General features: G+C 70.7%; 4 protein-coding genes. All 4 read right to left on the reverse strand.

From position 1 onward, the window contains the following. Positions 1 to 10 precede the first annotated feature (10 nt). Genes A176_RS13570 through A176_RS13585 form a run of 4 tightly spaced genes read right to left on the reverse strand, consistent with a single transcriptional unit; the run spans position 11 to position 26365 of the window. The gene (locus tag A176_RS13570; protein ID WP_002636536.1) at positions 11 to 475 is read right to left on the reverse strand and encodes a DUF2269 family protein; all 465 of its coding nucleotides are present in this window, start codon (positions 473 to 475) and stop codon (positions 11 to 13) included. Next, the gene (locus tag A176_RS13575) at positions 472 to 10776 is read right to left on the reverse strand and encodes a non-ribosomal peptide synthetase (RefSeq protein ID WP_021780939.1); all 10305 of its coding nucleotides are present in this window, start codon (positions 10774 to 10776) and stop codon (positions 472 to 474) included. The genes A176_RS13570 and A176_RS13575 overlap by 4 nt, the downstream gene beginning before the upstream one ends. Next, positions 10773 to 19913 carry a non-ribosomal peptide synthetase gene (locus A176_RS13580; protein ID WP_002636535.1) on the reverse strand — a complete coding sequence of 3047 codons (9141 nt, stop codon included), beginning with the start codon at positions 19911 to 19913 and terminating at the stop codon, positions 10773 to 10775. The genes A176_RS13575 and A176_RS13580 overlap by 4 nt, the downstream gene beginning before the upstream one ends. Further along, positions 19910 to 26365, reverse strand: coding sequence for a type I polyketide synthase (locus A176_RS13585; protein WP_021780940.1), 6456 nt, complete (start codon positions 26363 to 26365; stop codon positions 19910 to 19912). Before A176_RS13585 ends, A176_RS13580 begins: the two co-directional genes overlap by 4 nt. Positions 26366 to 26505: the final 140 nt, after the last annotated feature.

Genomic DNA, 26505 nt, shown 5'->3' on the forward strand with positions numbered 1-26505 from the left:
TTTTCACGTTTCAGCGGAGCGTCATCAGCGCCATGGAGCCGAAGGCGAGCGCCATGGCCACAATGCCCCAGCGAAACCACTTCTTCGTGAGCAGCAGGTAGTCGTCGAACGAGGACTCGGAGTCGCTGAAGGCCTCGGCCATGGCCAACTGCCGCGCCTGGATGGGGCGCAGCGTCTGGCTCCACACCACGCCGCACAGCATGAAGCAGACCTGCCCCGCGGCGAGCGCCGGGTTCGTCCACAGCGAGATGTCCAGGAGGTACGCGCGGAGCATGCCGGTGGCGGCGAGCGCGAAGACGCTGGGCACCAGCAGGTACGTGTCGGTGAACTGCACCAGCCGCAGGGCGTAGGCCATCACCCGGGGCTCGCGCGTCCTGTCCGCGAGCAGGCGCCACACGGCCGTCACGATGATGTCGCCCAGGAACACCACCACGGCGATGAGGTGCAGGAGCTTCAGGACGTTGTGGACGTTCATGGGGCGGGTGTCGGACGGGGCAGGTGCGGCAGCAGGTGACGGGCGAGCACGGCCGCGTGCGGGTCGCGGATGAGGGACAGGTGGGTCCCGGGGACAGGGTGGGACGCGCAGTCGGTGTTCGTGAAGCGGCTCCAGCCCAATGTCGTGTCCTCCAGGAGGGCGTCGAGCTCCGCCCGGTGCGGATCGCTCCGGTCCTCGGCGCGGAAGACCACCAGCGGCACCGGCAGCGTGCGACGCGGCCGGTAGTTCAGCCCGTCATGGGCGCGGGCGACGTTGAGGATGCCCTGCACGTGGCTGGGCTGCGCGCCTTCCGGAAGGACGGCCACGGCCTGGAGCCGCGTCACGAAGAACCGCAGGCGCTGGTCCTCATCCATGGCCTGAATGTCCGGCAGGACGAGGTCCAGCTTCACGTTGAAGAAGCCTTCCATGACGCCGCCCAGGTGGACCATCCACTGCGCGGTGTCCCAGTTGTTGCTCAGGGGCTGCGTCGCCTCCGGGAAGGGCGCCACGGTGTCGAGCATCGCGACGACACTGACGACCTTGCCACGGGCCTGGAGCTCTTGCGCGAGCTCATAGGCGATGTGCCCGCCCAGCGAATGGCCACCGATGCTGTAGGGGCCCTGGGGCTGCACGGCGATGATCGCGTCCGCGTACCACGTGGCGATGGCCTCCACCGTCTCGTGGGGAGGCGCCTCGCCGTCCAGACCCTGCGGCTGGAGCCCGAACACCGCGGCGCCTTCCAGATGCCGAGCCAGGGAGAGCAGGTAGAATGGCGTCGAGCCGCCCCCGGGGATCAGGTAGAGCACGGGCGTGGACGGGGCCGCTGACGGCTCCGCCGCTGGCGACATCATCGCGTGGGCGGCGGGCGTCAGAGGGACCAGCGGTGACGCCTTCGCGTCGCCCGTGCGGAGGACCTTGGCGAGCTGGGCCGGCGTCGGATTCTGGAACAGGGACACCAGGGGGAAGGGACGGTTCAGCCGCTTCTCCACCGCCAGCTTCAGCTTGAGCGCGAGCATGGAGTGGCCGCCGAGGTCGAAGAAGCTGTCGTGGATGCCCACCGCGCGCATCCCCAGCACTTCCTCGAAGAGACGCACCGTCTCCAGCTCCATGGCGTCGCGCGGCAGGCCTTCCGGACGCGTGACGCGCGCCTCGTCGATGGGCATCGCGGCCAGCTCGCGATGGTCCACCTTGCCGTTGGGGGCGTGGGGCAGATCCTCCAAGAAGACGAACTGTCCGGGAACCATGGAGGCCGTGAGCTGCTGCTCCACGAAGGCGCGCAGCTCGGCGGCCTCCGGGCGTGTCGCGGCGTCCTGGGACGTCACGAAGGCCACCAGCCGCGCGTCGCCACCGGTGCCTCGCACCAGCGCCGCGGCGTCTCGCACGGACGGATGCCGGGCAATGGCGGCCTCGACCTCGCCCAGCTCGATGCGGTGGCCGCGCAGCTTGACCTGGCGGTCCGCTCGGCCCACGAAGAGGAGCGTCCCATCCGGTGTGCGGCGGACCACGTCGCCCGTCCGGTACATGCGGAGCGTGGGGCCGCCCGGGAAGGTGTGCTCGATGAAGCGCGACGCGGTCAGCTCGGGGCGCTTCAGGTAGCCCCGGGCGAGGCCGGGGCCCGCCAGGTAGAGTTCTCCTGGGACGCCCACGGGCACGGGCCGCAGCTTCGCGTCGAGGACCAGCGCCTCCATCTGGAGGATGGGCCGGCCAATGGGCTCCGTGGGGCCATGGACGCCGACCGAATCCGGGTCGCAGCGGTGGACGACCGCCTCGATGGTTGCCTCGGTCGGCCCGTAGAAGTTCCAGACCTCGGCCTTCGAGCGGCTGAAGAGCTTGCGGACCGTCGCGGAGGGCAGGGGCTCACCGCCCACGCACACGCGCCGGAGCGTCGAGACGCTCTCGAGCCCAGGCTCCTCCACCAACGCCGTGAGCAACGAAGGCACCAGTTGGAGCACGGTGATGCCGCGCTCCTGGAGCACGCGAACCAGGTGCTCCGTGTCGGCGGTGAGGCCCTTGGGGGCGAGCACCAGCCGGGCTCCCGCCATCAGTGGCGCGAACAGCTCCCACACGGACGCGTCGAAGCTGAGCGAGGTGCGTTGCAGGACCCGGTCCGTGGGGCTGAGCGGCAACGCTTCCGCCATCCACTGCATGTGGTTGGCGAGGCTGGGGTGCTCAATCAGCACGCCCTTGGGCTGGCCCGTCGAGCCCGAGGTGAACAGGCAGTAGGCCAGGTCTCCGCTTCGCGCGTCGAACGTGTCCTGTGTGTCCTCCGACAGCACGAGCACCTCGGCGCTCGCGAAGGTGTCCGCGAGGTGCGCCTGGGTGATGACCAGGTGGGCGCCGCTGTCCTCGAGCATGAAGGCCAGACGCTCGCGCGGGTATGCAGGGTCGAGCGGGACATAGGCCGCCCCGGCTTTGAGGATGCCCAGCAGTCCCGCCATCATCCCGGCGGAGCGCTCCACCGCCAGCGCGACGAGCGCTCCTGGCGTGACGCCACGCCGCACCAGCGCCTGGGCGACGGCGTTGGCCCGCGCCTCCAAGGCCGCGTACGTCAGCGCGCCGTCCTCGGCCTCGACGGCGATGGCCTCGGGCGTCTTCCGCGCTTGCTCCTCGATGACCTGATGCACGGCCGGGAGCCGAGGCATCGGCTCGGGCGCCCGGGGGCTGAGCGCCGCGTGCTCCCCGTCACTCAGCAGGTCGACTTCCGAAATCCGCGCGTGCGGGGTGGCGACGAGCCGCGTGAGGAAGCCGGTCAGTTGCCGCACCATCGCCTGGATGCGCCAGGCATCGAAGAGGTCCGTGCTGTATTCGATGACGCCGGTCAGGCCCTCGGGCGTGGGCTCGAACGAGAGGGAGAGGTCGAACTTCGACGTGCCCAACTCGAGTGCCATGGGCTCCAAGGTCAGCCCTGGCAGGCTCAACTGACCGGCGGGCGTGTTCTGGAGTGCCAGCATCACCTGGAACAGGGGCGCGTGGCTCAGGCTCCGCTCGACGTTGACCGCCTCCACGATTTTTTCGAGCGGGACATCCTGGTACGCGAATGCGTCCAGCGCGGTGCCCCGGGCGCGGGTCACCAGCTCCTCGAAGGTCGGGTCTCCGGAGAGGTCGACGCGCAACGGCAGCGTCCCGACGAAGAAGCCAATCAGCGGCTCCAGCTCCGCGTGGTCGCGGTTGGCCACGGGCGTTCCGATGACGATGTCTTCCTGCCCGGTGATGCGCGCGAGGTACGCCGCGAATCCTCCCAGGAGCACCATGAAGCTCGTTCCGCCGGTGCGCAGGCTCAGGGCTTCGATGGCGCCGCTCAGCGCGTGGCCCAGCGAGATGCGCTCGGTGGCGCCACGCATGCTCGCCTTGGCGGGGCGAGGGCGGTCCATCGGCAGGTCCAGGGCCGAAGGCGCACCCCGCAGCACCTGCCGCCAGTGGTCGAGACGCTGCGCGAGCACCTCGCCCTGGAGGTGCCGCCGCTGCTGGTACGCGTAGTCCAGGTAGTCGACCGTGAGCGGGGACAAGGACACCGGCTGGCCCGAGACGCGCCCCGCATAGAGCAGGGACAGCTCGCGCGCGAGCACGCTGATGGACCAGCCGTCACCGACGGTGTGGTGCAGCGTCGCGACGACCACGTGCTCGGTGTCTCCGAGCCGGAAGAGCTTCGCGCGGAACAGCGGGCCGTTCGACAGGTCGAAGGGGCGTGCCGCCTCTGCATCGATGAGGCCACGGAGCGCCTCGGGCGAAGTCGCTCCCAGCGTCACCTGTTCGAAGGGCACCGTGCGCTGGGGCCGCGGCTCCTGCCACACGCCCCCATTGCGCTCGACGAAGCGCATGCCGAGGACGGGGTGGCGCTGGACGATGTCCGCCAGGCTCTCCCGGAACGCGTCGGCATCCAGCGCGCCCGTCAGCCGGAGCGCCATGGGCAGGTTGTAGGCCGAGTTCTCCGGGAAGAGCTGGTTCAGGAACCAGAGCCGCTCCTGCGAGAAGGACAGCGGAATGTCAGCGCCCTCGGGGGCCGGCTCAATCCGAGACCGCGTCAGCGTCTGGCTCCCTTGTCGCGCGTCCAGCAGCCGGCTCAGCGCGGCGATGGTCGGGTGCTCGAAGAGGTCGGAGACGCGGAACTCCGCGTCCACGTCGCCGCGAATCCGCGCGACGACCTGCATCGCGAGCAGGGAGTGTCCACCCAACTGGAAGAAGTCCTGTTCGCGTCCGACAGCGCCGCGGCCCAGGACTTGTTCAAAGGCCCTGGCCACCGCCACTTCCATGGGCGTGCGGGGCGGCTCGAACGTGCTCTCGGCCTGCGCCGGCGCGACGGGCGCGGGGAGCGCACGGCGCGCGACCTTGCCGCTGGGCGTCCGGGGCAGCTCAGGCAGCGGTACGAACAGTGCGGGGACCATGTACTCGGGCAGGTCCCTGGCGAGGAAGTCCGGCAGCGCGGCCAGCGGCGCCGTCTCCGGGACGACGTAGGCGACGAGCCGCTTCTCCCGCGTGGCATCTCCGTCGACGATGACCGCCGCGTCGCGGACGTCGGGGTGGGCACACAGGGCGCGCTCAATCTCGCCGGGCTCCACGCGGAAGCCGCGAATCTTCACCTGGTCGTCCGCGCGGCCGAGGAACTCGACGGTCCCCTCACGTGTCAGTCGGCCGAGGTCGCCGGTCCGGTACGCCCGCACGGGGGGCGACAGGGGCAGGTCGACGAAGCGTTCGGCGGTGAGGTCCGGCCGCGACAGGTAGCCCTCCGCGAGGCATGTGCCCGCCAGATAGAGCTCACCGGGGACACCCACCGGAACGGGACGCTGGTTCGCGTCGAGCAGATGGACCGCCGCGTTGGCGATGGGCCGCCCGATGGACGGCAGGCCCGGCCAGTGCCGCGCGTCGCCCTCCAGTTCGTGCGCCGTCACCACATGCGACTCGGTGGGGCCGTAGTGGTTGTGAAGGCGCTTGCCACCTTCCTGGAACCAGCGGCGGATGGGGTCGGTGATGCGGAGTTGGTCTCCCGCGGTGATGACCTCCGCGAGTCCCGGCACGCGGTGCTCGGTGCGCAGCGCGGCCTGCGCCAGATGGTGGAGCGCCACGGCCGGCAGGAAGAGGCGCTGCACGCGCGCCGAATCGAGGAACTCCGCGAGGGCGTCCGGATCTCTCCGCGTGCCTTCGTCGATGAGGACCAACGTGCCACCCGAGCACCAGGTGGAGAAGGTCTCCTGGAACGACACGTCGAAGTTGAGCGGCGCGAACTGGAGCGTGCGCAGGGGCCGGGCCTGCTCGGTCTGCCACTCAATGAGGTTGACCAGCGCCCGGTGCGGCATGGCCACGCCCTTGGGCTTGCCCGTCGAACCCGACGTGTAGAGGACGTAGGCCAGATGATGCGGCTCCACTCGGGGACGCGGCGACTTCGCGGCCGGTGCCTCCGTGTCATCCAGCAGGACCTGCGTCAGGCCCTGCGACGGAAGCAGGCCGCTGTACTTCTTCTCCGTGAGCAGGACACGCGGGTTGGCGTCCTCGAGCATGTAGCGGAGGCGCTCGGGCGGATACGCCGGGTCGAGCGGCACATACGCACCGCCAGCCTTGAGGACCGCGAGAAGGGCGACCAGCGCGTTGACGGAGCGGTCCAGGCAGATGGAAACCCGGGCCCCAGGGCCCACGCCCAGGGCGCCGAGCCGGTCCGCCAGGGCCTCCGCGGCCTCGTTGAGCTGCCGGTAGGTCCGCGACTCGCCGTGGTGCTCCAGCGCGACCGCGTCCGGCGTCTTCTGGGCCTGCCGCTCGAACAGCTCGGGCAGGGTGCGGCCGGTGTAAACGCGCTCGGTGCGGTTGAGGTCGGCGTACAGGCGCCGCTCCTCGTTCGACAGGAGCGGGAGTTCGGAGGTGTGGAGCTCGGGCTCCTCGGCGATGGCCTGGAGCAGCCGGCCCAGGTGCGCGGCCATCCGCTCGACCCGGTCCGCGTCGAACAGGTCCGTGTCGTACTCGATGCTGCACGCGAGTCCGTCCTCGCGCGGCTCCACGAAGAAGGTGAGGTCGAACTTCGACGTCGAACTCTCGGGCGCTTGAATCTCGGCGCGAACACCGGGGAGCTGGAGCTCACCGCCGCTCTGCCCCTGGAGGACGAACATCACCTGGAAGAGCGGGTTGTGCGCCATGCCACGCGGCAGCTCGAGCGCGGCCACGAGCTTCTCGAAGGGCACGTCTTGATGCGCGTAGGCGTCGAGCGCCGCCTTGCGGACGCGCAGCAACAGCTCGGAGAACGTCGGGTCTCCAGACAGGTCGACGCGGAGCGCGAGCGTGTTGAGGAAGTACCCGACCACTCCCTCCGTTTCGTGCCGGTCGCGGTTGGCGACAGGCGAGCCAATCACCACGTCCTCCTGGCCACTGATGCGCCCGAGGTACGCGGCGAAGGCGCCGAGGAGGGTCATGAACAGCGAGGCGCCCGAGCTTCGGGAGAGCGCTTCGAGCCGCTGCCCCAGCGGCGCTTCCAGCACGAATCCATGGGTCTTCCCATGGAACCGCTGCCGTTCCGGACGGGGACGGTCGGTGGGAAGCGGAAGGACCGTTGGGGCGTCCTTCAAGGCGTCGCGCCAGAAGGCAATGCTCTCGTCCAGGCGACCCGACTCCAGCCGCTGCCGCTGCCATGCTGCCCAGTCCGCGTAGCGGACGGGCAACGGGGGCAGGACCGGCTCGGTGCCGCCCACCAGCGAGGCGTACACGATGCAGAACTCGCGCAGCAGGACCCCGACGGACCACGCGTCCGCGATGATGTGGTGCTGGTTGAGGACCAGGACGTGACTGTCGGGCGCGAGCCTGAAGTGCCGCGCGCGGAAGAGCGGGCCGTCCGTCAGCGAGAACGGCGCGGAGACCCCCTCGGCGATGCGTGCTTCCAGGTGGGCAGGGGAGACATCCTCGCTCACGAGCACGGAGGCGGCCGGAGCCTGGACTCGCAGGACGGGTGTGCCTCCACGGTCGTGGAAGGTGCTCCGGAGCGCCTCATGGCGTTCAACCAGGAGCTGGAGCGTCCTGGCGAGCGCGCTGCCGTCGAGCGTCCCCTGGAGCCGGAGCACCAGCGGGACGTTGTACGCCGCGCTGTTGCCTCCCAGCGCGTCGATGAACCACAGGCTCTCCTGGCCCGGAGCGACGGGCGTGTCCCCGGTCAGCTCCACGCGCGGGATGGACTCGACCGCCGTGCCTTGTCCCGACAGCGTCTCCGCGAGCTGCGCGATGGTCCGGCGCTCGAAGATGGCCCGGACGGGGATGTCGACGCCGAACGCCTCTCGGGTGCGCGCGATGACCTGCGTCGCTTTCAGCGAATGGCCACCCAGGTCGAAGAAGTCATCGTGGATGCCCACGCGCTCCTGGCCGAGCACCGCGCTCCAGATGCCAGCGAGAATCTCCTCATGGGGCGTCCGGGGCGCGGCTGAGGCGACCTGGGGCTGCGTCTCCACGGCACGCGCTTCGAGCGCCGCCGTGTCGACCTTCCCGTTGGGCGTGAGCGGAAGCCGGTCGATGACGATGACCCGGCTGGGAACCAAGGCCGCGGGGAGCTTCGTCGCCAGATACTGGGTGAGTCCCGCTGCGTCAGGCTGAGGCACCACGTCGCTGGCCGCGAACGCAATCAGCCGAACGTCACCATTCTGCCGCTGGGCCTCGCTCACCACCGCCGCCGCCGTGACGTCGGGGTGGGCCGCCAACGCGGCTTCGATTTCACCAGGCTCCACGCGCACGCCGCGAATCTGGACCTGTCGGTCCGCGCGGCCGTGGAACGCGAGCGTGCCATCCGGGAGGAACCGGGCGAAGTCGCCGCTCGCGTACATGCGCGCTTCGGGCACGCCCGCGAACGGGTCCACCACGAAGCGCTCCGCGTTCAGCTCCGGCCGATTCAGGTAGCCCCGGGTGACGCCCGCACCGCCGATGTACAGCTCCCCGACGACGCCTGGAAGGACCGGGCGCCGCTGACGGTCGAGGATGTAGATGCGGGCGTTGGCGACTGGCCGGCCAATGGAGGGCAGTCCTGTCGTTGCCTTCGGAGCCACGGTCCCAGACGTCGCCACCACCGTCGTCTCGGTGGGGCCGTAGTTGTTGACGAGCTGGAACGGGAGGCCCGCGGGCGGTGTGGCGTGGAGCCGGTCGCCGCCCGTGAGCACGAAACGCAGCGAGCAGTGCGAAGGCCACGGCAAGGCCAGCACGGCCTCCGCGACCACGGTGGGGAGGAAGCTGATGGAGATTTGTTGCGCCACCAGCCAGTTGGCCAGGTCGGCGGGCGCGCTCGACAGCTCGGGCGGGACGAGGTGCAGCGTGGCGCCCGCCGCGAGCGTCGGCCAGATTTCCCAGACGGCGGCGTCGAACGCGGTGCCCGCGAGCTGCGTGGTCCGGTCCTTCGCCGTGAGTCCAAAGGCCTCCGTGTGCCAGGAGACCAGGTTCATCAGGTTGCGGTGGGTGACCAGCACGCCCTTGGGCGCGCCGGTCGAACCCGACGTGTAGATGACGTAGGCCAGGTCATCCAGCCGCGCCGGCTCCAGCGCGGGCACATCGGACGGCTCCGTCTCCGTCAGGATTCGCGAGACGTCGAGCCGGGGAACGCCCGTGGCCGCGATGGAGTCCGCGCCCGTATTGAGGATGGCGACCGGCGCGGCATCGGCAACGATGTAGGCCAGCCGTTCAGCGGGATAGTGGGGGTCCAGCGGAAGGTAGGCCGCTCCGGCCTTGAGCACGCCCAGGAGCGCCACCACCATCTCCACGGACCTGCCAATGCACACGCCGACGATGCGCTCCCGCCCTGCGCCCAACTGACGGAGGTGCCGCGCCACGCGCTCGGCTCGGCGGTCGAGCTCGCGGTAGCTGATGGCCTGTCCGTTGAGGCCGACCACGGCGGTCGCGTCAGGGGCAGCGCGTTCCAGCCGGGCCATCACAGGGCCGGTGACGTCATACCCTCGGGGATGCTGGCCCCACTCCGCCAGCACGCGCTGGGCGGCTTCGTCCATCAGGTCGACGTCGTCAACCGTCTTCGCGTCCGGCAGCGACTCGAGCGCGGCGGCCAGCAGCCGCGCGATGCGCTCGGCCATGGGACGGGAGAACGCGTCTGCCGCGTACATGACGCGCAGCTCCAGCGACTCGCCCGGGATGGCGACCAGCGCCAGCGGATAGCTGATGCGGTCGTGCGTATTGACGGAGCTGATGGTGAGCCCGCTGCGCGGCAGGAGCGTCGAGGCGTCGAGCGGATAGTTCTCGAACACCAGGATGCTCTCGAAGAGCGGCCGATCCTTCGGCGCCTCCGACCAATGCTGGATGTCCGCCAGCGAGGCGTAGCTGTACGGTTCGACGGCACCTTGCTCCGTCTGAAGCCCCGACAGGAACGTGGCGACCGGCGCCGTTCCATCCAACCGCGCGCGCAGGGGCAGGGTGTTGATGAAGAGCCCGACGATGGACTCGGACCCCGCCAGGTCGGCGGGGCGGCCTGAGACCGTCACGCCGAAGATGACGTCATCGGTCCCCGTGGCTCTCGCCAGGACGAGCGCCCACGCACCCTGGACCAGCGTGTTGAGCGTCAGGCGATGTGACTTCGCGAAGCCGGTGAGCCGCGCGGTCAGCTCCGGTGACAGCCGCTGGGTGACCTCCGGCTGCGTGTCTCCGGACGGTCCGCTGGCGTCCTGCCGTTCGGTGAAGGGCAGCGGCGTGGGCTGCTTGAAGCCCTGGAGCCGCTCGCGCCAGAACGACTCCGCGCGGGTGGGGTCCTGCTCCTGGAGCCAGGTGATGTAGTCGCGGTAGGGGCGGGCGGCCGGCGGCAACGAGGCGACACCTTCCTCGAAGGCCCCCAGCACCTCTCGGAGGACGATGGAGAAGCACCATCCGTCCAGCAGCAGGTGGTGGTACGTCCACACGAACAGGTGGCGCGCGTCGTCGAGCCGAATCAGCGCGCAGCGAATCAGGGGCGGGGTGCCCAGGTCGAAACCCTGGAGCCGGTCCTCGCGCAGGAAGTCGTCAATCCACCGCTGCTGCGCCTCCGCCGGCACGTGGCGGATGTCCTCGATGCGCCAGGGGACCTCGGCCTCCACCGCGACGACCTGGAGCGGCTTCTCCAGGCCCTCCCAGAGGAAGCCCGAGCGAAGGATGGGGTGCCTGGCGACGACGTGCTGCCAGGCCTCTTTCCAACGGTCGATGGGCAGGACGCCTCGGACCTCGCAGCTCAGTTGCTCCACGTACATGCCCGCGCCGGGCTCCAGCAGCGCGTGGAAGAGCATGCCGTGCTGCATGGGGGCGAGCTCGTAGATGTCCTCAATCGACTCTTCTGACGTCATGGCGCTGTCCTGCCCCTCACCGTCCACCTGGCTCATCGCGGCTTCTTGGTCAGCGTGAGCACGCGCTTCAAATCCTTGGCGCTCAGGCGCGCCGCCGGGAAGTCAGAGGCCACCCGGACCGCCGCGGCGGGCTCCGCGCGCTCGCGAATCATCGCTCGCACGTTCGCGTGGAACTCCGCGTTCAGCCGCTCGATGGTCTCCTTCTGGAAGACCTGGGTGCCGAACGTCCAGTCGAGGCGCAGACGCTGGCCGCCTTCGACCACGGCGTTGAGCTCGATGCGATGGGGCCGGGTGGAGCCGGGGGCGTGCAGCAGGCCCATGCCCTCCTTGGCGCGTCCACGCACCACGCCCTGCGTCGGCACGGCGCCCATCTGTCCCAGGTAGTTGAAGACGATGCCCGCGTTCGGAATCGCTCCGAGTCGCGAACGAATGGACGCATCCGTCGACAGCGCGCGGAGCACGCCGTAACCGATGCCACCTCTCGGCGTCCGGCGCAGCGCGTCCTTCGCGCGGGCCAGCGTCTCACGCACGCCTTCCCGGGCACCCACGTGCAGGCGGAGCGGGAAGAGCGCGGTGAACCAACCCACCGTGCGGCTGAGGTCCACGTCGTCGAACAGGAACTCGCGTCCGTGGCCTTCCAGGTCGATGCGGACGGTGCTGTTGCCGGACCAGTTCGTGAGCGTTCGGGCGAGCGCGGCAATCAAGGCCTCGTTGACCTTGACGTCATACGCCGTGGGAACCTCGTTCAGCAGGAGTTGGGTCTCCTCCGCCTCCAGCCACGTCACGAGCGTCCCCGCGTCGCTGACCGTGTCCGGGGCGCCAGGGTTGTTCAGCGGCAGGTCCTGCGAGTCGTCCCGCTGCGCGGTGGCGAGCCAGGCGTCGAGCTCGGCCCGGGCGTTCGGCGTCGCCGCATACGCTTCGAGCCGCTTCGCCCAGTGCTGGAAGGACGTCGTCTTCGGTGGGAGGCCGACCTCCTGGCGGTGGGAGAGCTGGCTGTAGGCCGTCAGCAGGTCCTCGATGATGATGCCCCACGAGACGGCGTCGACCACCAAATGGTGGGAGACCAGCGCCAGGCGCGCGGAGTCCGCTCCGAGCCGCAGCACGGCCGCGCGCATGACGGGGCCGTCCTGCAGGTCCAGGGATTCGTGCAGGTCCGCGAGGGCTTCCTCGACGTTGGCACCGTCCTCCAACGTCACCGTGTCCAGGGGGATGCCCAGCACCGCGGCGTCGTCGACATGGACCTGGGTCCAGGCGCCGTTCTCCTGGCGGTAGCGCAGCCGGAGCGCGTCGTGGTGCCGCTCCACCGCCGCGAGCGCGCCGCGAAGCGCGCCCACGTCGATGCTCGGCTCCACGTCGAGCATCACCGCCATGTTGAAGTGCTGCGGCTCGGCGCGGTCCTGGTCGAAGAACCAGCGCTGGATGGGGGTGAGCGGCGCGCTGCCCGTCACCAGCCCCTGCTCGGCGTGGATGCCTTGGACGCTGGAGGCCGCGCGAGCGAGCTCGGCGATGGTCTGATGCTCGAACAACTGGCGGGGCCGCAGGCGCAGCCCCTGCTGGGTCGCGCGCGAGATGATCTGCAGCCCCAGGATGGAGTCGCCGCCCAGCGCGAAGAAGTTGTCGTGGATGCCAACGGCCTCCTTCTTCAGCACCGTGGCCCAGATGCCGGCGAGGATCTGCTCCTCTCGCGTCCGGGCGTCCGCGAACGTCGTGGGCGCCTGGGCCTGCACGGGGTCGGGCAGCTTCTTGCGGTCCACCTTTCCACTGGGCGTCAGCGGGAAGGTGTCGAGCACGACGAAGTGCGCCGGCACCATGTAGGCCGGAAGCTGCCCCATCGCGTGCTCGCGGAGGGACGCCACCGCCAGCGTCGCGCCGGGACGTGCCACGGCGTAGGCCGCGAGCTGCCCCTGGTGGACCAGGATGACGGACCGCTGGACGGCGGGGTGGCTGTCGATGACGGCCTCCACCTCGCCCAGCTCGATGCGGTAGCCGCGCAGCTTCACCTGGTCGTCGATACGGCCCAGGAAGTCGACGTTGCCGTCCGGGCTCCAGCGCGCGAGGTCGCCGGTGCGGTAGAGGCGCGCCTTGGCGTCGTCCGAGAACGGATCCCGGACGAAGCGGGCCTGGGTGAGCTCATCGAGCCCGTGGTACCCGCGGGCCAAGGCGACGCCACCGACGTACAGCTCGCCCGGGACGCCGACAGGGACCTGCCGCTGGTTCGCGTCGAGGATGCGAGCCACCAGTCCGGGCAGGGGACGCCCGATGGAGGGCACGCCCGTGCTGCCCGGGAGGAGCTCCGCCACGGTCGCGATGACGGTCGTCTCCGTCGGGCCGTAGGCATTGATGAAGCGCCGGGTGTCCGTCACCCACTTCTTCACCAGCTCGGCGGGGAGCGCCTCGCCCGCCGTGATGAGGACGCGGAGGTCGGGGTACGCCCCCGTCGGGAGCGTCGCGAGCGCGGAGGGAGACAGCACCACCTGGGTGACGCGCTTGTCCGTGAGGACGGCCGCCAGGGCCTCGCCCACCCGGGCGGTCTCATCGGTGGGCAGCACCAGCCGGGCACCACTGGCGAACGCCATCACGATGTCCCAGACGGAGACGTCGAAGGACAGTGACGCCGCCTGGAGAATGCGGCTGTCCGCGGTGAGTCCGAACATCGGCACCGAGGCCACCGCGATGTTCGCCACGCCGCGATGCTCCAGAACGGCGCCCTTCGGCTTCCCCGTGGAGCCGGAGGTGTAGATGACGTAGGCGGCGGAGTCCGCGTCCGGGAAGGCGAGGGTCGCCGGCTCGGCGTGAACGGGCAGGGGCTCGTCCACCCAGAGCGTCTGGCCTCGGAACCCGGGGCGCTCACCCAGGGCGCGTGTGGTCAGCAACAGCTCCGCGCCCGAGTCCTCGAGCATGTGGCCGAGCCGAGCCTCGGGGTACTCCGGATCGAGCGGGACGTACGCGCCGCCCGCCTTCCAGATGCCCAGGATGCAGACGATGAAGTCGATGGACTTCGGCAGGCAGATGGCGGCCCGCTTCTCCCGTCCGAAGCCGAGCGAGACGAGGTGCCGTGCCAGTTGGTTGGCGCGGCGGTCGAGCGCTCCATAGGTGAGCTGGACGTCCCGGTGCTCCAGCGCGACAGCGTCGGGGATGCGCGTGGCCTGCGCCTGGAACAACTCCACCACCGACGCGGGCGCGGCGGGGGCGCTCGGGCCCTGCTCCCACTTCGCCACGAGGCGGGCTTCCTGGGCACCGAGCACGTCGACCCCGGCGATGCGGTGCTCGGGCGCCTGCACCACGGACTGGAGCAGGACGACGAGGTGCTCCGCCATCCGCTCGATGCGCTCGCGGTCGAAGAGGTCCGCGCTGTACTCCAACAGGCCGGAGAGGCCGTCCGCGGACTCCTGCATGGACAGGGTGAGGTCGAACTTGGCGGTGACGCTGTCCAGGTCCAGCAGCTCCACGTTCAAGCCGTCGAGCGCGGGCGCGGTGAAGGGCGCGTTCTGGAGCGCGAACATCACCTGGACCAACGGCTGGCGGCTGAGGCTCCGCTCCGGGGCGACGACCTCCACCAGCTTCTCGAAGGGCACGTCCTGGTCCGCGTAGGCGTCCAGCGCGGTCCGCCGGGCGCGCGCGAGCAGCTCCAGGAACGTCGGGTCGCCCGACGCGTCCATCCGGAGCGCCAGCGTGTTCACGAAGAAGCCAATCAACGGCTCCGACGCGGCGCGGTTCCGGTTCGCCACGGGCGAGCCGATGATGAGGTCCTTCTGGCCACTCAGCCGCGAGAGGTACGCGGTGAAGGCGGCCAGCAGCGTCATGTACAGCGTCGCGCCCTCGCGGCGGCTCATCTCCTTCAGCCGCGCCGTCAGCGTACGGTCCACCGAGAACCGGACCACGCCACCCTGGTAGGTGGGCGTCTCCGGGCGAGGCCGGTCGCTGGGGAGGTTGAGGGAGGTGTTCGCTCCGGCCAGCCGCTGCCGGTGGGCCTCGATGGACTCCGCGAGCGCGCCGTCTTTCAGCAGCTTCCGCTGCCACAGGGCGAAGTCAGCGTACTGGACCTGGAGCGGAGGCAGCGCCAGCTCACGCTGCGAGCGCAGTGCGTTGTACCCGGCGGCCAGCTCACGGGCGAGAATGCCCACGGACCAACCGTCGGAGACGATGTGGTGCATCGTCAGGACCAGCACGTGGTCCGCCTCCGAGATGCGGAACAGGCGCATCCGGAACAGGGGACCCCGTTCGAGGTCGAAGGGCCGCGAGACTTCCAGGCCGGCCTGGACCTGCACGAGCTTCAGCAGCTCCGCCTCGGTGGCGCCGGGCGGGTGGACCAGGTCCTCACTGGGCGGGAGCTCGACGGAGAGCCCCTCGGCGATGGCCTGATACGGCTGGGCCCCCTCCGCGGGGAAGTGCGTGCGGAGCACCTCGTGACGCTGGACGATGGCGTCGAGGCTCTGCCGGAGCGCTTCGTGGTGGAGCGAACCCCGGAGGCGCATCACCAGGGGGATGACGTAGATGGGCGCCCGCGTCTCCTCGATGCGGTCGACAATCCACAACCGCTCCTGGGACGACGAGAGGGGAATCCGCTCCGGCCGCTCCATGGGCGAGGTGAAGTCGACCACGGCGGTGCCAGGCCGCTTGCGCAGTTGCTGCACCGCCGCCGCGAGCCCGCCCACCGTGGGGCTGCCGAAGAACGTGCGCAGGGGAATCTCGACGCCCAGCACCGCGCGGATTCGAGAGACGACCTGCGTGGCCAGCAGGGAGTGGCCTCCGAGGTCGAAGAAGCTCTCGTGCACGCCCACCCGCTCCGCGCCGAGCAGCTCGGCGAAGATGCTGGCGAGGATTTCCTCCTCGCCGGTGCGCGGCTCCACATAGGCCGTCTCCAGGCCGTGTGAAACGGCGGGGACGGGGAGGGCGCGCCGGTCGACCTTGCCGTTCTCCGTCAGCGGCAGTGCGTCGATGACCATGATGCTGGCGGGCACCATGTACTCCGGCAGGTTCGCCTGGGTCCGCTTGCGCAGCTCGACCTCCAGGCGGCGGTCCACCCGGCCCCGCAGCGGGTCGTTGGCGCGGCGCGCCCAGGAGATGAGCTCCGGCGCGTTGCCGAACAGCGCGACGGGCCCTTCCACACGCTTCGCCGCGGGCGTGAAGACGGCGTCGAAGGCACCATCCGCGCCGCCCCGGGACCAGTCCAGGGCGACGTCGAGCGACAGGGCCTGCGCGAGCTGATGAAGCGACTCGGGGTCGATGCCGGGCTCCGGCTCGAGCGCGGCGCCCGTGGCATCGCGGTCCAACACGCGCTTGCGGAGCTTCTCGAACGAGCCTGGGCGGGCGGCGCTGCCCGTCACGTTGGCCAGGGCTTCGAGGGACGCCTCGACCCGGGCGTTGCGGATGCCCCGCAGGCCGATGCGCCGGGTGCCGTCCTGGGACAGCCGCGCGCGCAGGTCGGCCAGGCTGACGTTGCCCGGTCCCCAGGCCACGTCCGCGGCGCTGCTCGGCGGCGTGTCCAGATGGAGGAGCACGTCGTAGCGGAAGCGCGTCAGCTCGTTCAGGCTCTCGCCACGCTTCGGGCGGATCTCGACGTGGGTGAGCCGGGGGATGCGCTGCTGCAGGCCCCAGAAGAAGTCCGGGTCCAGGACCAGCTCTTCCTCGGCGGCCAGGCGCTGCGCCACCCGCGTCTTGAGGACCTGAGGTTCGAGCGTGCCGGAGCTCTGCGCCAGGACGATGGACGCATGGAAGGCCTCGAGCAGCCGCAGGTTCCGCACGTCACCCACGAAGATGACGCCGCCCGTGTCCAGCCGCCGCGACGCGGACTCCAGCGCGCTGGCGAGGTACTCCCCGCTCGGGAAGTACTGGACCACCGAGTTCAACATCACCACGTCGAAGCGCGCGTCACCGAAGTCGATGCCGTCGAGCTGGTCCGCCGCGCGATGGAAGAGCTTCGCGTGCCCGAGGCCCGCGGTCTTCGCCGTGACGCCCCGGAGCATGTCGACGACGACGCCCGACACGTCCGTCGCCCAGTAGGCTTCGGTCGACGGGGCGATTCGCGTGAGGAGCAGACCCGTGCCGCACCCGATTTCGAGCACGCGCCGGGGCGCGCGGACGAGAATCTGGCGAACGGTGTGGTCCACCCACTCCTTCATGGCCTCCGCGCTGAGCGCCGCGCCGGTGTAGCTGCTGTCCCAACCCGCGATGTTGAAGCTGGGGTCGACCTGCGGCTCGCTGGCCGCGCGCGCGTAGAGGTCGTCGTAGAGCGAGCCCCACTCGCCCACGTGCGTGTCGCCGATGCCGCCTTCCGAACCTGAGGAGAGCAGCGTCTGCGCGGCGTCCTGCTTCGGAACGACGTAGGCGGTGATGCGCCGGTCGTCGGCGCTGCGCTCGTGCGTGGTGACGTACGCCCCCGCCACCGCGGGGTGGGCGGCGATCACCGACTGGATTTCGCCCAGCTCGATGCGGAAGCCGCGAATCTTCACCTGGTCGTCGATGCGACCCAGGTACGTGAAGCCACCGTCCGGCAGACGGATGGCGAGGTCTCCCGAGCGGTAGAGCCGCTTGCCAGGCGCGGTGGGGTCCTCGATGAAGCGCTGGGCGGTGAGCTCGGGACGCTTCAGGTAGCCCCGGGCGACGCCCGCGCCGCCCACGTACATCTCTCCGGGCACGCCGACGGGCACGGGCTGGCCGTGCTCATCCAGCAGCCGCAGCTCCAGGTCGGGCAGCGGGCGGCCAATGGGGCTCGCCGCGGAGGACAGGTCCGCCTCGGTCACCTGGTAATACGTGACATGCACCGTGGTCTCGGTGATGCCGTACATGTTGATGAGCCGCGTGCCCGCGCCAGCGTACTTCTCGAACCACGGGCGGACGGTCGCGGCGTCCAGCGCTTCGCCGCCGAAGATGATCCACTTGAGGCTGCGGCCACCCTGCGCTTCCGCGATGGCCGGCGTCCGCACCAGCGCACGAAACGCCGAAGGCGTCTGGTTGAGGACCGTCACGCCCTCCCGTGCAATCAGGTCCCCGAAGGCCTCGGGCGCGCGCGTCATCCAGTGGGGCACGACGACCAGGCGGCCGCCGTACAGCAGGGGACCCCAGAGCTCCCAGACGGAGAAGTCGAACGCGGCCGAGTGGAACAGCGTCCACACGTCACTCGCGCCAAAGCCAAAGAGCGGCTCGGAGGTGGTGAACAGGCGCGTCGCGTTCGCGTGGGTGACAATCACGCCCTTGGGACGTCCCGTCGACCCGGAGGTGTAGATGACATACGCCGCGTTGTCCGGCGTGATGCCCGGCTCGGGATTGATGTCACGCGGGCCTTCCTGCCACGGGGTCGTGTCCACGTAGAGGGTGGGCACGCGGTCCGTGGGGAGTTCGCTCGCGCGGCTGGACTCCGTCACGAGCGCGGTGACCTCCGCGTCGTCCAGAATCAACGCGAGACGATCCTTCGGGCTGGCCGGGTCCAGCGGAACATAGGCGCCGCCCGCCTTGAGCACGCCGAGGATGGCGACGACCAGCTCCGCGCCACGATCGACGCAGATGCCCACCAGGGACTCGGGGCCGACGCCGCGGTCGCGGAGCGCATGCGCCATCACGTTCGCGCGGGCGTTGAGCTCGGCATAGCTCAGGTGCGTCTCTCCGGCCGTCAGCGCGATGGCGGCCGGGGTGCGGGCGGCCTGCTCCTCGAACCAGCCGGAGATCGTCCGCACGACGGAGGTCTCGGGCGCCTGCTCGGCACGGGGCTCCACCGCGAGGGGGGCCTGCACCGCCAGGGCCAGACGGGCCACGGGCTCATCGGGCGCGCGCGCCATGCCTTCGAGCAGCTTCTCGAAGTAGCCGCGCCACAAGGCGACGGTGTCGTCATTGAACAGGGCGCGGTTGAAGCGCAGCGCGCCGGCGAAGGCACCGCGGGCCTCCCACATCTCCAGCGTGAGGTCGAACTGCGACTCCTGGTCGCTGATGGGGAACGGCTCCAGCTCCAGGTTGCCCCAGCGGACGCGAGCGTCCTCGTCGGGCGTGGCCCACAGGTCCATGGCGCCGCCTCCCTCTCGGGAGGCGTGGAGCGAGATGGAGGCCTGGAAGAGGGGCGACACGCCGGGACGGCGCTCGATGCCCATTCGCTCCACGAGCGAAGCGAACGGGAAGTCCTGGTGGGCGAGTGCTTCGTGGACCACGCCGCGCATGCGAGTCAGCAGGGTCCGCGTGGAGGGCGCGCCGGAGAGGTCCGCGCGCAGGGCGACCGCGTTGGCGAAGTAGCCCACCACATCGTGGAAGGCGGACCCCGGACGGCCCGCCGTTGGGGAGCCAATCAGGATGTCTTCCTGCCTCGCGAGTCGGCCCAACAGCGTCGCGTACGCGGACACGAGCACCACGAAGGGCGTGGCTCCCGCGTTCTGTGCGAGCGACTTGATGTGGCCCGTCAGCTCCGGCGACAGCCGGAAGGTGCAGGCACCACTCCGGTTGTCCGCGAGCGCGGAGCGGCTGCGGTCGGCGGGCAGCGCGAGGACTGGGAGCTCACCGGCCAGCTTCTTCTGCCAGTAGTCCCAATGCGTCCGCCCCGCGGCGCCCGACACCGTCTCCGCCTGCTGCGCGACGAACGTGGAATAGCTCCCCGTGACGGCGGGCAGCGATGGCGTCTCGCCGCGCGCAATCACCTGATAGAGCTGATTGAACTCGCGCTGGAGGATGCCCGCGGACCACCCATCGTAGACGATGTGGTGGACGGTCATCAGGAGGACATGGTCCTCGTCGCTCACGGAGAAGAGGTGGCCCCGAAGCAGCGGGCCGCGCTCCAGCGAAAACGGCTGCTGGTAGGCGCGGGTGACCTCGGCCTGAAGCTGCTCCGGGCTCCAAGCGCGTGCATCCACCACGGTGAAGCGGGGCTCCAGGGTGGGGTGGCTCGTCTGGAGGAGCTGGCCGTCCGCCGTGGCGGCGAACGTCGTGCGGAGCGCGGGATGGCGCTCGGCCAGCATGGTGAAGGCCCGCTTGAGGGCGGCCACGTCGACGCGCGAGTGGATGCGCAGCGCGAACGGCGTGTTGTACGCCGCGCTCTCCGGCGACTGCTGGTGCAGGAGCCAGAGCGCCTTCTGTCCGGAGGCGAGCGGGAACAGACGGGGCGCCGCCTTCCCGGACTTCGCCATGAGCTCCGCGAGCAGCTTGCGCTTCTCCTCGACGGAGAGGCCCTTCATGTTGTCGGTCGGGGTGCTCATGCCGTCTCCCTCTCCTGCGCCGTCTGGGCGGCGAGCATGGCCTGGAGGATGGTGTCCAACTCGCTCTCGGACATGTTGTTCACCTGCTGCTCGATTGCGGCTTCTTCCGTGACGGCCGCGGGCGGCGGCGGGGCCACGGCGCTGGGCCCGTCGAACTTCGCCGACAGGTTTCCGGCGACCTCCACCAGGCTCCCGGCGCGCAGCAGCTCCAGCGCGGGAATCTCGATGCCGAGCGCCTCACGGATGGTCCGCTGGACCTGCATGGACAGGAGCGAGTCCACGCCCAGCAGCGACAGCGGCTTCTGCGGCTCCACACGCTCCGTCGGAATCTGGAGGATGGTGGCGAGCCGCTCGACGAGGAACTTCTCCAGCTCCGGCCGCCGGTCGTCCGTGCTGAGCCCCGCGAGGTGGACGCGGAGCTGATCGGCTTCGTTCTGGCCGCCGCCCTGGGCGCTTCCCAGCAGGTGCTCCGTCCGGGCGGACTTGCCCAGGTGCGGGGCCGCGCGGCCCAGCTTGGCCCATTGGACGTCGAAGAGGCCGAGCTGCGCCGTGCGCAGCCGCAGCACCCGCTTGAGGGCCGTCAGCACGGTGGCCGGAGCCATCGGGTTGAGGCCGAGCGACTCCAGGTACGTGCGCACCGCCTCGTCCTGGGCCATGCCGAACTCACCCAGCACGCCCCAGTGGATGCTGACCGCCGCCAGGCCCCGCGCGGCGCGATGCTCCGCGAGCGCGTCCAGGTAGCTGTTGGCCGCGACGTAGTTGCCTTGTCGCGGGTTGCCAATCAGCGCGGCGACCGAGGAGAAGAGGACGAAGAGGTCCAGGGGCCGCTCTTGCGTGAGCTCGTGGAGGATCCACGCGCCTCCGGCCTTGGGCGTCATCACGCGCTGGATGCGCTGCAGGTTCAGGTCCGGGAGCGGGGCGTCATCGAGCACGGCCGCCGTGTGGAGCACGCCCTTGAGCGGCGGGTGGTCGGCGTCGATGCGCGCGAACAGCGCACGCATGTCGTCCATGCTGCTGACGTCCGCCGCCGCCGGGGTGACCCGCGCCCCCGCCGCTTCCAGGTCCTGCACCAACTGCCGGGCTTCGGGCGTGGAGGCGCCCTTGCGGCCGGTGAGCACGAGGTGACGCGCGCCCTCCGCGACCATCCAGCGGGCCAGGGCGAGGCCGAAGCCGCCGAACCCGCCAGTCACGAGGTACGTGGCGTTCGCGTCGAAGAGCCGCTCATCCACCGCGGGCGCGAGCGCCAGCGGCTCCGTCCCCGCCAACGTCAGCGTCAGCCGGGCCAGGCCCTGCTCACGGGAGTGCTCCGCGAGCCAGCCGGACGCCTCCTCCGCGCGGGAGATGGCCCACGTCTCCGAAGGCAGCGCGGGCAGCGCCTCGAACCGGCCCAGGATCGCGTCGAGCCGCGCCTGCGCCTCCTTGGGACGCTGTCGCAGCATGGCCGCGACGTCCACGCGCGAGCAGGCCGCGCCGCGAGGCCACGCGGTGGCGAAGAGCCCCTCCGCGGGGGCGAGCGGTCCCGCATCGACGAAGCGGCCAAAGGCGCCGAGCACGCTGGTGATGGTGGGCTCCGCGTCGCACGACGCGTTCACGAGCAGATCCACCCCAGCCCCTTCCGTCCAGGCCAGGATGTCGTCCGTCAGTGAAGGCGCGTGGCGGTCGAACACGTGCACGTCTTCAGGCAACGGGCCCGCGCCGGCGTCCAGGACGATGGCCGTCCGCGCCCCCATGGCCTGGCCGAGCTGCACGAGCGCCGAGCCCACACCGCCGGCGTCGCCGATGATGAGGAGCCGCTCGGACGGCTGCAGGTGTCCCTGCGCGTGCAACGCGCACTCCGCGCTGAGGAAGGGAAGCAGGCGTCCCGATGACACACCGGCGCGGACCGTGTCCCGCTCCAGCCGCAGCACCAGGTGCGTCCCGACCACCAGGGACTCTTGCGAGACCAGCGCCTGTACCTGCTGCCCGAGCGAGAAGCCCGAGGTGCCTTCACCCAGCGCGACGACCTCGCCGCTCACTTCGAGGGGCCAGTGCGTGTCGGACGCACGCCGGCCCTGGATCGCCGCCGCACGCGTCAGCGTCACGCGGGCGACCTTGATTTCAAGCTCACCGTGAGCGGGCTGCTTCCGCGAAGCGCGCCGCGGGCGACGCTCGGTGCCGTCGAGCGCGAACTCGAACACCTGCTCCACGCCTTCCGGGGCCGGCGTGCCCTGCGTCTGGGCTTCCCACTCCGGCAGGGGCCGCGCGTTGAGGCGGCGCGCGAGCCTGCGCGTGTCACGCAGCGCGACCTCCTCCTCCTTCGTCTCGGCGAGGAGCTCGCGCGCCAGCCGCTCGACCAGCTCCGTCTGCGACGCGGAGGCATCCCGCGGCAGGTCGATGGAGCGGGTCTTCAGGTGCGGCATCTCGGCGGGGACGACGCGCGCGAAGCCAATCAGCGACGCGGCGGAGACGGCCGTCACCGCGTCGTCAGGGAGCGCGCGCTGCGCGTCCCGCGTCACGATGCGGATCGACGCGCCATCACCGGGGGCCAGTGCCAGGACGACGTCGAGCAGCGCCTGGACATCCTCCGACTCACCGCCAGGGCTCGCGTCCAGACCGAAGAGGTAGGCGACGTTCTGGATGCGCACGCGGCCCACGGCGTCCACCACGCCGCGGACGTCCGCGGCCTCGCCCCGGCGAATCTGGAAGTGGCCGCTCGAATCGCGGGCGAAGCGCTCACCCCGCGTCACGCGCACCACGTCCTGCGCGCCGCTTTGCTCGAGGGCCTTGGCCAGCTCCGCGCCCAGGCCGCCCTGGTCCGCGAACACCAGCCAGGCGCCGGTGCTCTTCGCGGGCAGCTCCTCCGCGGTGGCCTCGAAGGCGTGCGCGTAGGTCCAATCGTAGAACGCGGGCCGGGGGATGGACTCCTCGCGGTTCGCGAGCGCGGCGCACTCCACGCCGGACAGGCGCGCGGCCACGTGGCCCTCGCTGTCCATCAGCGTGATGTCGCACGCCAGGGTGTTGGCCGTGCGCTCGCGAATCCGCGCGTAGCACCACAGCGAGGCCTGGGGGTTGGGCGGCTCGGCGAGCTGGACGCTCCGGCAGCCCATGGGCAGGTAGAGGCGCTCGTCATCCTCGGGCAGCCACGACACCATGGCCTGGAGGCACGGGTCCAACCACACGGGGTCGAGCAGCATGCTCGGGTCGCCCGCGATGCGCGCCGCCTCGGAAGCGGGCGGGGCGATCTCCACGAGGAGCTCGGTGTCGGTCCGGCGCAGCGAGCGGATGCCACGGAGGCGGGGGCCGTACTCCAGGCCACGCCCGGCGAGCATCTGGTAGAGCGCGTCCGTGTCGAGCGGCGCCTCGGCGTGGATGCCCAGCGCGGTGACGGGGACCCGCGCCTCCTCCTGCGCGTGGACATTGCGGCGGATGCGCGCGGTGGCGTGCCGGGTCCACGTGGTGCGGTTGTCTCGCGGCCGGCTGTAGATGGTCACCGTCTGCGCGGACTCGTCGTAGGTGGTGCGGACGACGGGCTCGTCATGTCCCGCGACGACGAGCGCGTTCTCGAAGCGCACCTCTTCCAGCGCGTGGGGCGCGGGCAGGCCCATGGCGCCACGCACGGCGAGCGCCAGCTCGACGTAGGTGGCACCTGGGACGACGAGCGAGCCCCGAACGCGGTGGTCCTGGAGGCACGGCAGGAAGCGCGCGTTCAACCCGCGCTCCCACGTGGGCAGCGGCGCGGAGACGCGGGGCCCGAGCAGGGAGTGCTCCTCCGAACCCCGGCGGTCCGTAAGGGCCTCCTCCGACTCGTGCCAGTGCTTCTCGCGCTGCCAGGGGTAGGTGGGCAGCGGCGTGAAGCGCGCGCCCTGGGGATACAGGCCGCTCCAGTCGATGCGGATGCCGGCGACGTACAGCTCGGCCATCGCCTTGGCGAACGTCTTGTGCTCCGGCTCCTGCCGGCGCAGCGAGGTGAGCACGCGGCCCTCGACGCGGGCCTCCGCGCAGCACTCCTTGATGGACGCCAGCAGCACGGGGTGCGGCCCCAGCTCGATGAAGAGCCGGTAGCCGTCCTTCAGCATCTGCCCGGCGGCCTTCGCGAACATCGTGGGTTCACGGATGTTGTCGCACCAGTACTCCGCGTCGTACGAGACGCCCTCGACGCGGCCGCCCGTGACGGTGGAGTAGGTGGGCAGGTGACCTGCGGACGGCTGGAGCGTCGCGAGGCAGCGGCGCAGCTCCGGCTTGAGGCCCTCCATCGCGGGGCTGTGGTACGGCACCTCGACCTTGAGGATGCGCTGGAAGACGCCGCGCGCCTCCAGCTCGGCGGCGATTGCCTCGATGGCCGTCGCCTCACCCGACAGCGTCACGGCGTTGGGGCCGTTGATGGCGGCGATGGAGACCACGTCCTCGCGCCCACGGATGGCCGCGCGCGCGCCTTCCTCGGAGAGCCCCACCGCGGCCATCTTCCCGAGCCCGGCGGCCTTCGCCTGGATGCGGCTGCGCTCGTAGATGACGAGCATCGCCTGCTCGAGCGTGAACCGGCCCGCGGCGTAGGCCGAGGCGACCTCACCGGCGCTGTGGCCAATGACGGCCGCGGGCGTGATGCCCGCGCGGCGCCACATCTCCAGCAAGCCAATCTGGAGGAAGGTGTTCGCGGGCTGCGCGATGTCCGTCCGGGCCATGTTGGAGGACTTCTCGTCCGCGAGCATCTGCTCCAGCAGCGACCACCCGGACAGCTTCTGGAAGAGCGCGTCGCAGCGGTCCAGCGTGGCGCGGAAGAGCGCGTCCTGCTGGTACAGCTCGCGGCCCATGGCCCACCACTGCGGGCCCATGCCGGTGAACACGAAGACGGGGCGCGCATCCGCCGCGGAGAGCGTTCGCCCGGATGCGCCGGCCTCGGCGGGGTTGCCCGAAGCGAAGGACGACAGCCGCGTGGCCAGGTCGGCCACGTCGTCCGTGGCCAACAGGGCCAGCCGGTGCTCATGGTGGCTTCGGCGCGTGGCCGCGGAGAAGCAGAGGTCCGAAAGGGCCGCCGGATGCGGCGCCGCGAGCAGGTCCGCGTAGGACTGGGCGAGCGCGCGGAGGGCCTCCGGGCTGCGCGCGGACAGCGGGAGCAGCAGCGGTCCCGGGGCGCTCTCGCCGCGAGGGGCCGCCGTCTCCGCCGGCGCCTGCTCAATCACGCAGTGCGCGTTGGTGCCGCCGTAGCCGAAGGAGTTGACGCCCATGCGCAGGGGTTCACCCTCGCGCGGGGTGAGCGCCTCCATCTGGCGCGGGATGCGGATGCCCAGCGTGTCGAAGGGGATGGCCGGGTTGAGGTGGTTCAGGTTCGCCTGGGGCGGGAGCTGCTGGTGCTGAAGGCACAGGCTCGCCTTGATGAGACCCGCCACACCGGCCGCGGCCTCCAGGTGCCCGATGTTCGCCTTGAGCGAGCCGACCCAGGGGCCCGGTCCCTCGGCCCGCTTGGAGACGGCGCCCAGGCCACCCAGCTCGGCCGGGTCTCCCACGGCGGTGCCCGTGCCGTGGGCCTCGAACGCGTGGATGTCCTTGGGGTCCATCTCCGCGCTGGCGCAGACGCGGCGAATCAGCGCCTCCTGCGCGCTCGAGCTGGGCGCCGTCATGGACTCGCTGTGTCCGTCCTGGTTGACGCCCGTGCCCCGGATGATGGCGTAGACGCGGTCATTGTCGCGGACCGCGTCGGAGAGGCGCTTGAGCACCACGAGGCCGGCGCCCTCGCCGCGGCCATAGCCGTCCGCGCGCGTGTCGAAGCTCTTCGAGTAGCCGTCGGCCGAGAGGAACTTGCCCTTGCTCATGGCCACGAAGATTTCGGGCCGGAACATGACGTTGACGCCGCCCGCGAGCGCGAGCGACGTCGCGCCGCTGCGCAGGTCCTGGCAGGCCAGGTGGACGGCGACCATCGACGAGGAGCACGCCGTGTCCAGCGAGATGCTCGGCCCCCGGAAGTCGAACATGTACGACAGGCGGTTGGAGAGCACCGTCATCGTCGAGCCGACCGCCGTGTGCGGACCGATCAGTTCACGGTTCATGGGCCCCATGTGCGTGAGCATGCTGTCCAGCATGAACCCGCCCACGTAGACGCCCGTGGGGCTCCCCGCGAGGCTGTCGGCCGGGAGGCCCGCGTCCTCGAGGCCCTCCCACGCGACCTCCGCGAGCAGCCGCTGCTGCGGGTCGAGCGTCGCCGCCTCCCGAGGGGAGATGGAGAAGAACGCCGCGTCGAAGGTGTCGATGGCCTCCTGGAGGAAGCCGGCCGAGCGGACGTAGGTCTTCCCCGGCTTGTCCGGGTCGGGGTCGTAGTACCGCCGGTGGTCCCAGCGCTCCTTGGGGACTTCGACGATGGCGCAGCGGCCTTCTGTCAACAGTTCCCAGAGGTGCCGAGGCGACTTCGCTCCCCCTGGGAAACGGCAGCCGATGCCAATGATTGCGATGGGGTCGTGCACGCTATTGGAAACTGCGCTCATGGCTGAAAACCTACGTCAGTAGCGGATTATCCGTAAAGAGATGGAATGATTCTCAATACTCAAGACAGGTTGTGAATGAATGGGTTACAGCCGGTGTCACAACCACGTGCCCTCGGAGGCGCAACGTTTCAGGTAGGTGA

The sequence above is a fragment of the Myxococcus hansupus genome (genome assembly GCF_000280925.3).
Classification (GTDB): Bacteria; Myxococcota; Myxococcia; order Myxococcales; family Myxococcaceae; genus Myxococcus; species Myxococcus hansupus.

Excerpts from the sequence above, each read along its gene's own strand:
- A176_RS13570 (WP_002636536.1), bottom strand. The coding sequence starts at position 475 with ATGAACGTCCACAACGTCCTGAAGCTCCTGCACCTCATCGCCGTGGTG.
- A176_RS13575 (WP_021780939.1), bottom strand. The coding sequence starts at position 10,776 with ATGAGCCAGGTGGACGGTGAGGGGCAGGACAGCGCCATGACGTCAGAA.
- A176_RS13580 (WP_002636535.1), bottom strand. The coding sequence starts at position 19,913 with ATGAGCACCCCGACCGACAACATGAAGGGCCTCTCCGTCGAGGAGAAG.
- A176_RS13585 (WP_021780940.1), bottom strand. The coding sequence starts at position 26,365 with ATGAGCGCAGTTTCCAATAGCGTGCACGACCCCATCGCAATCATTGGC.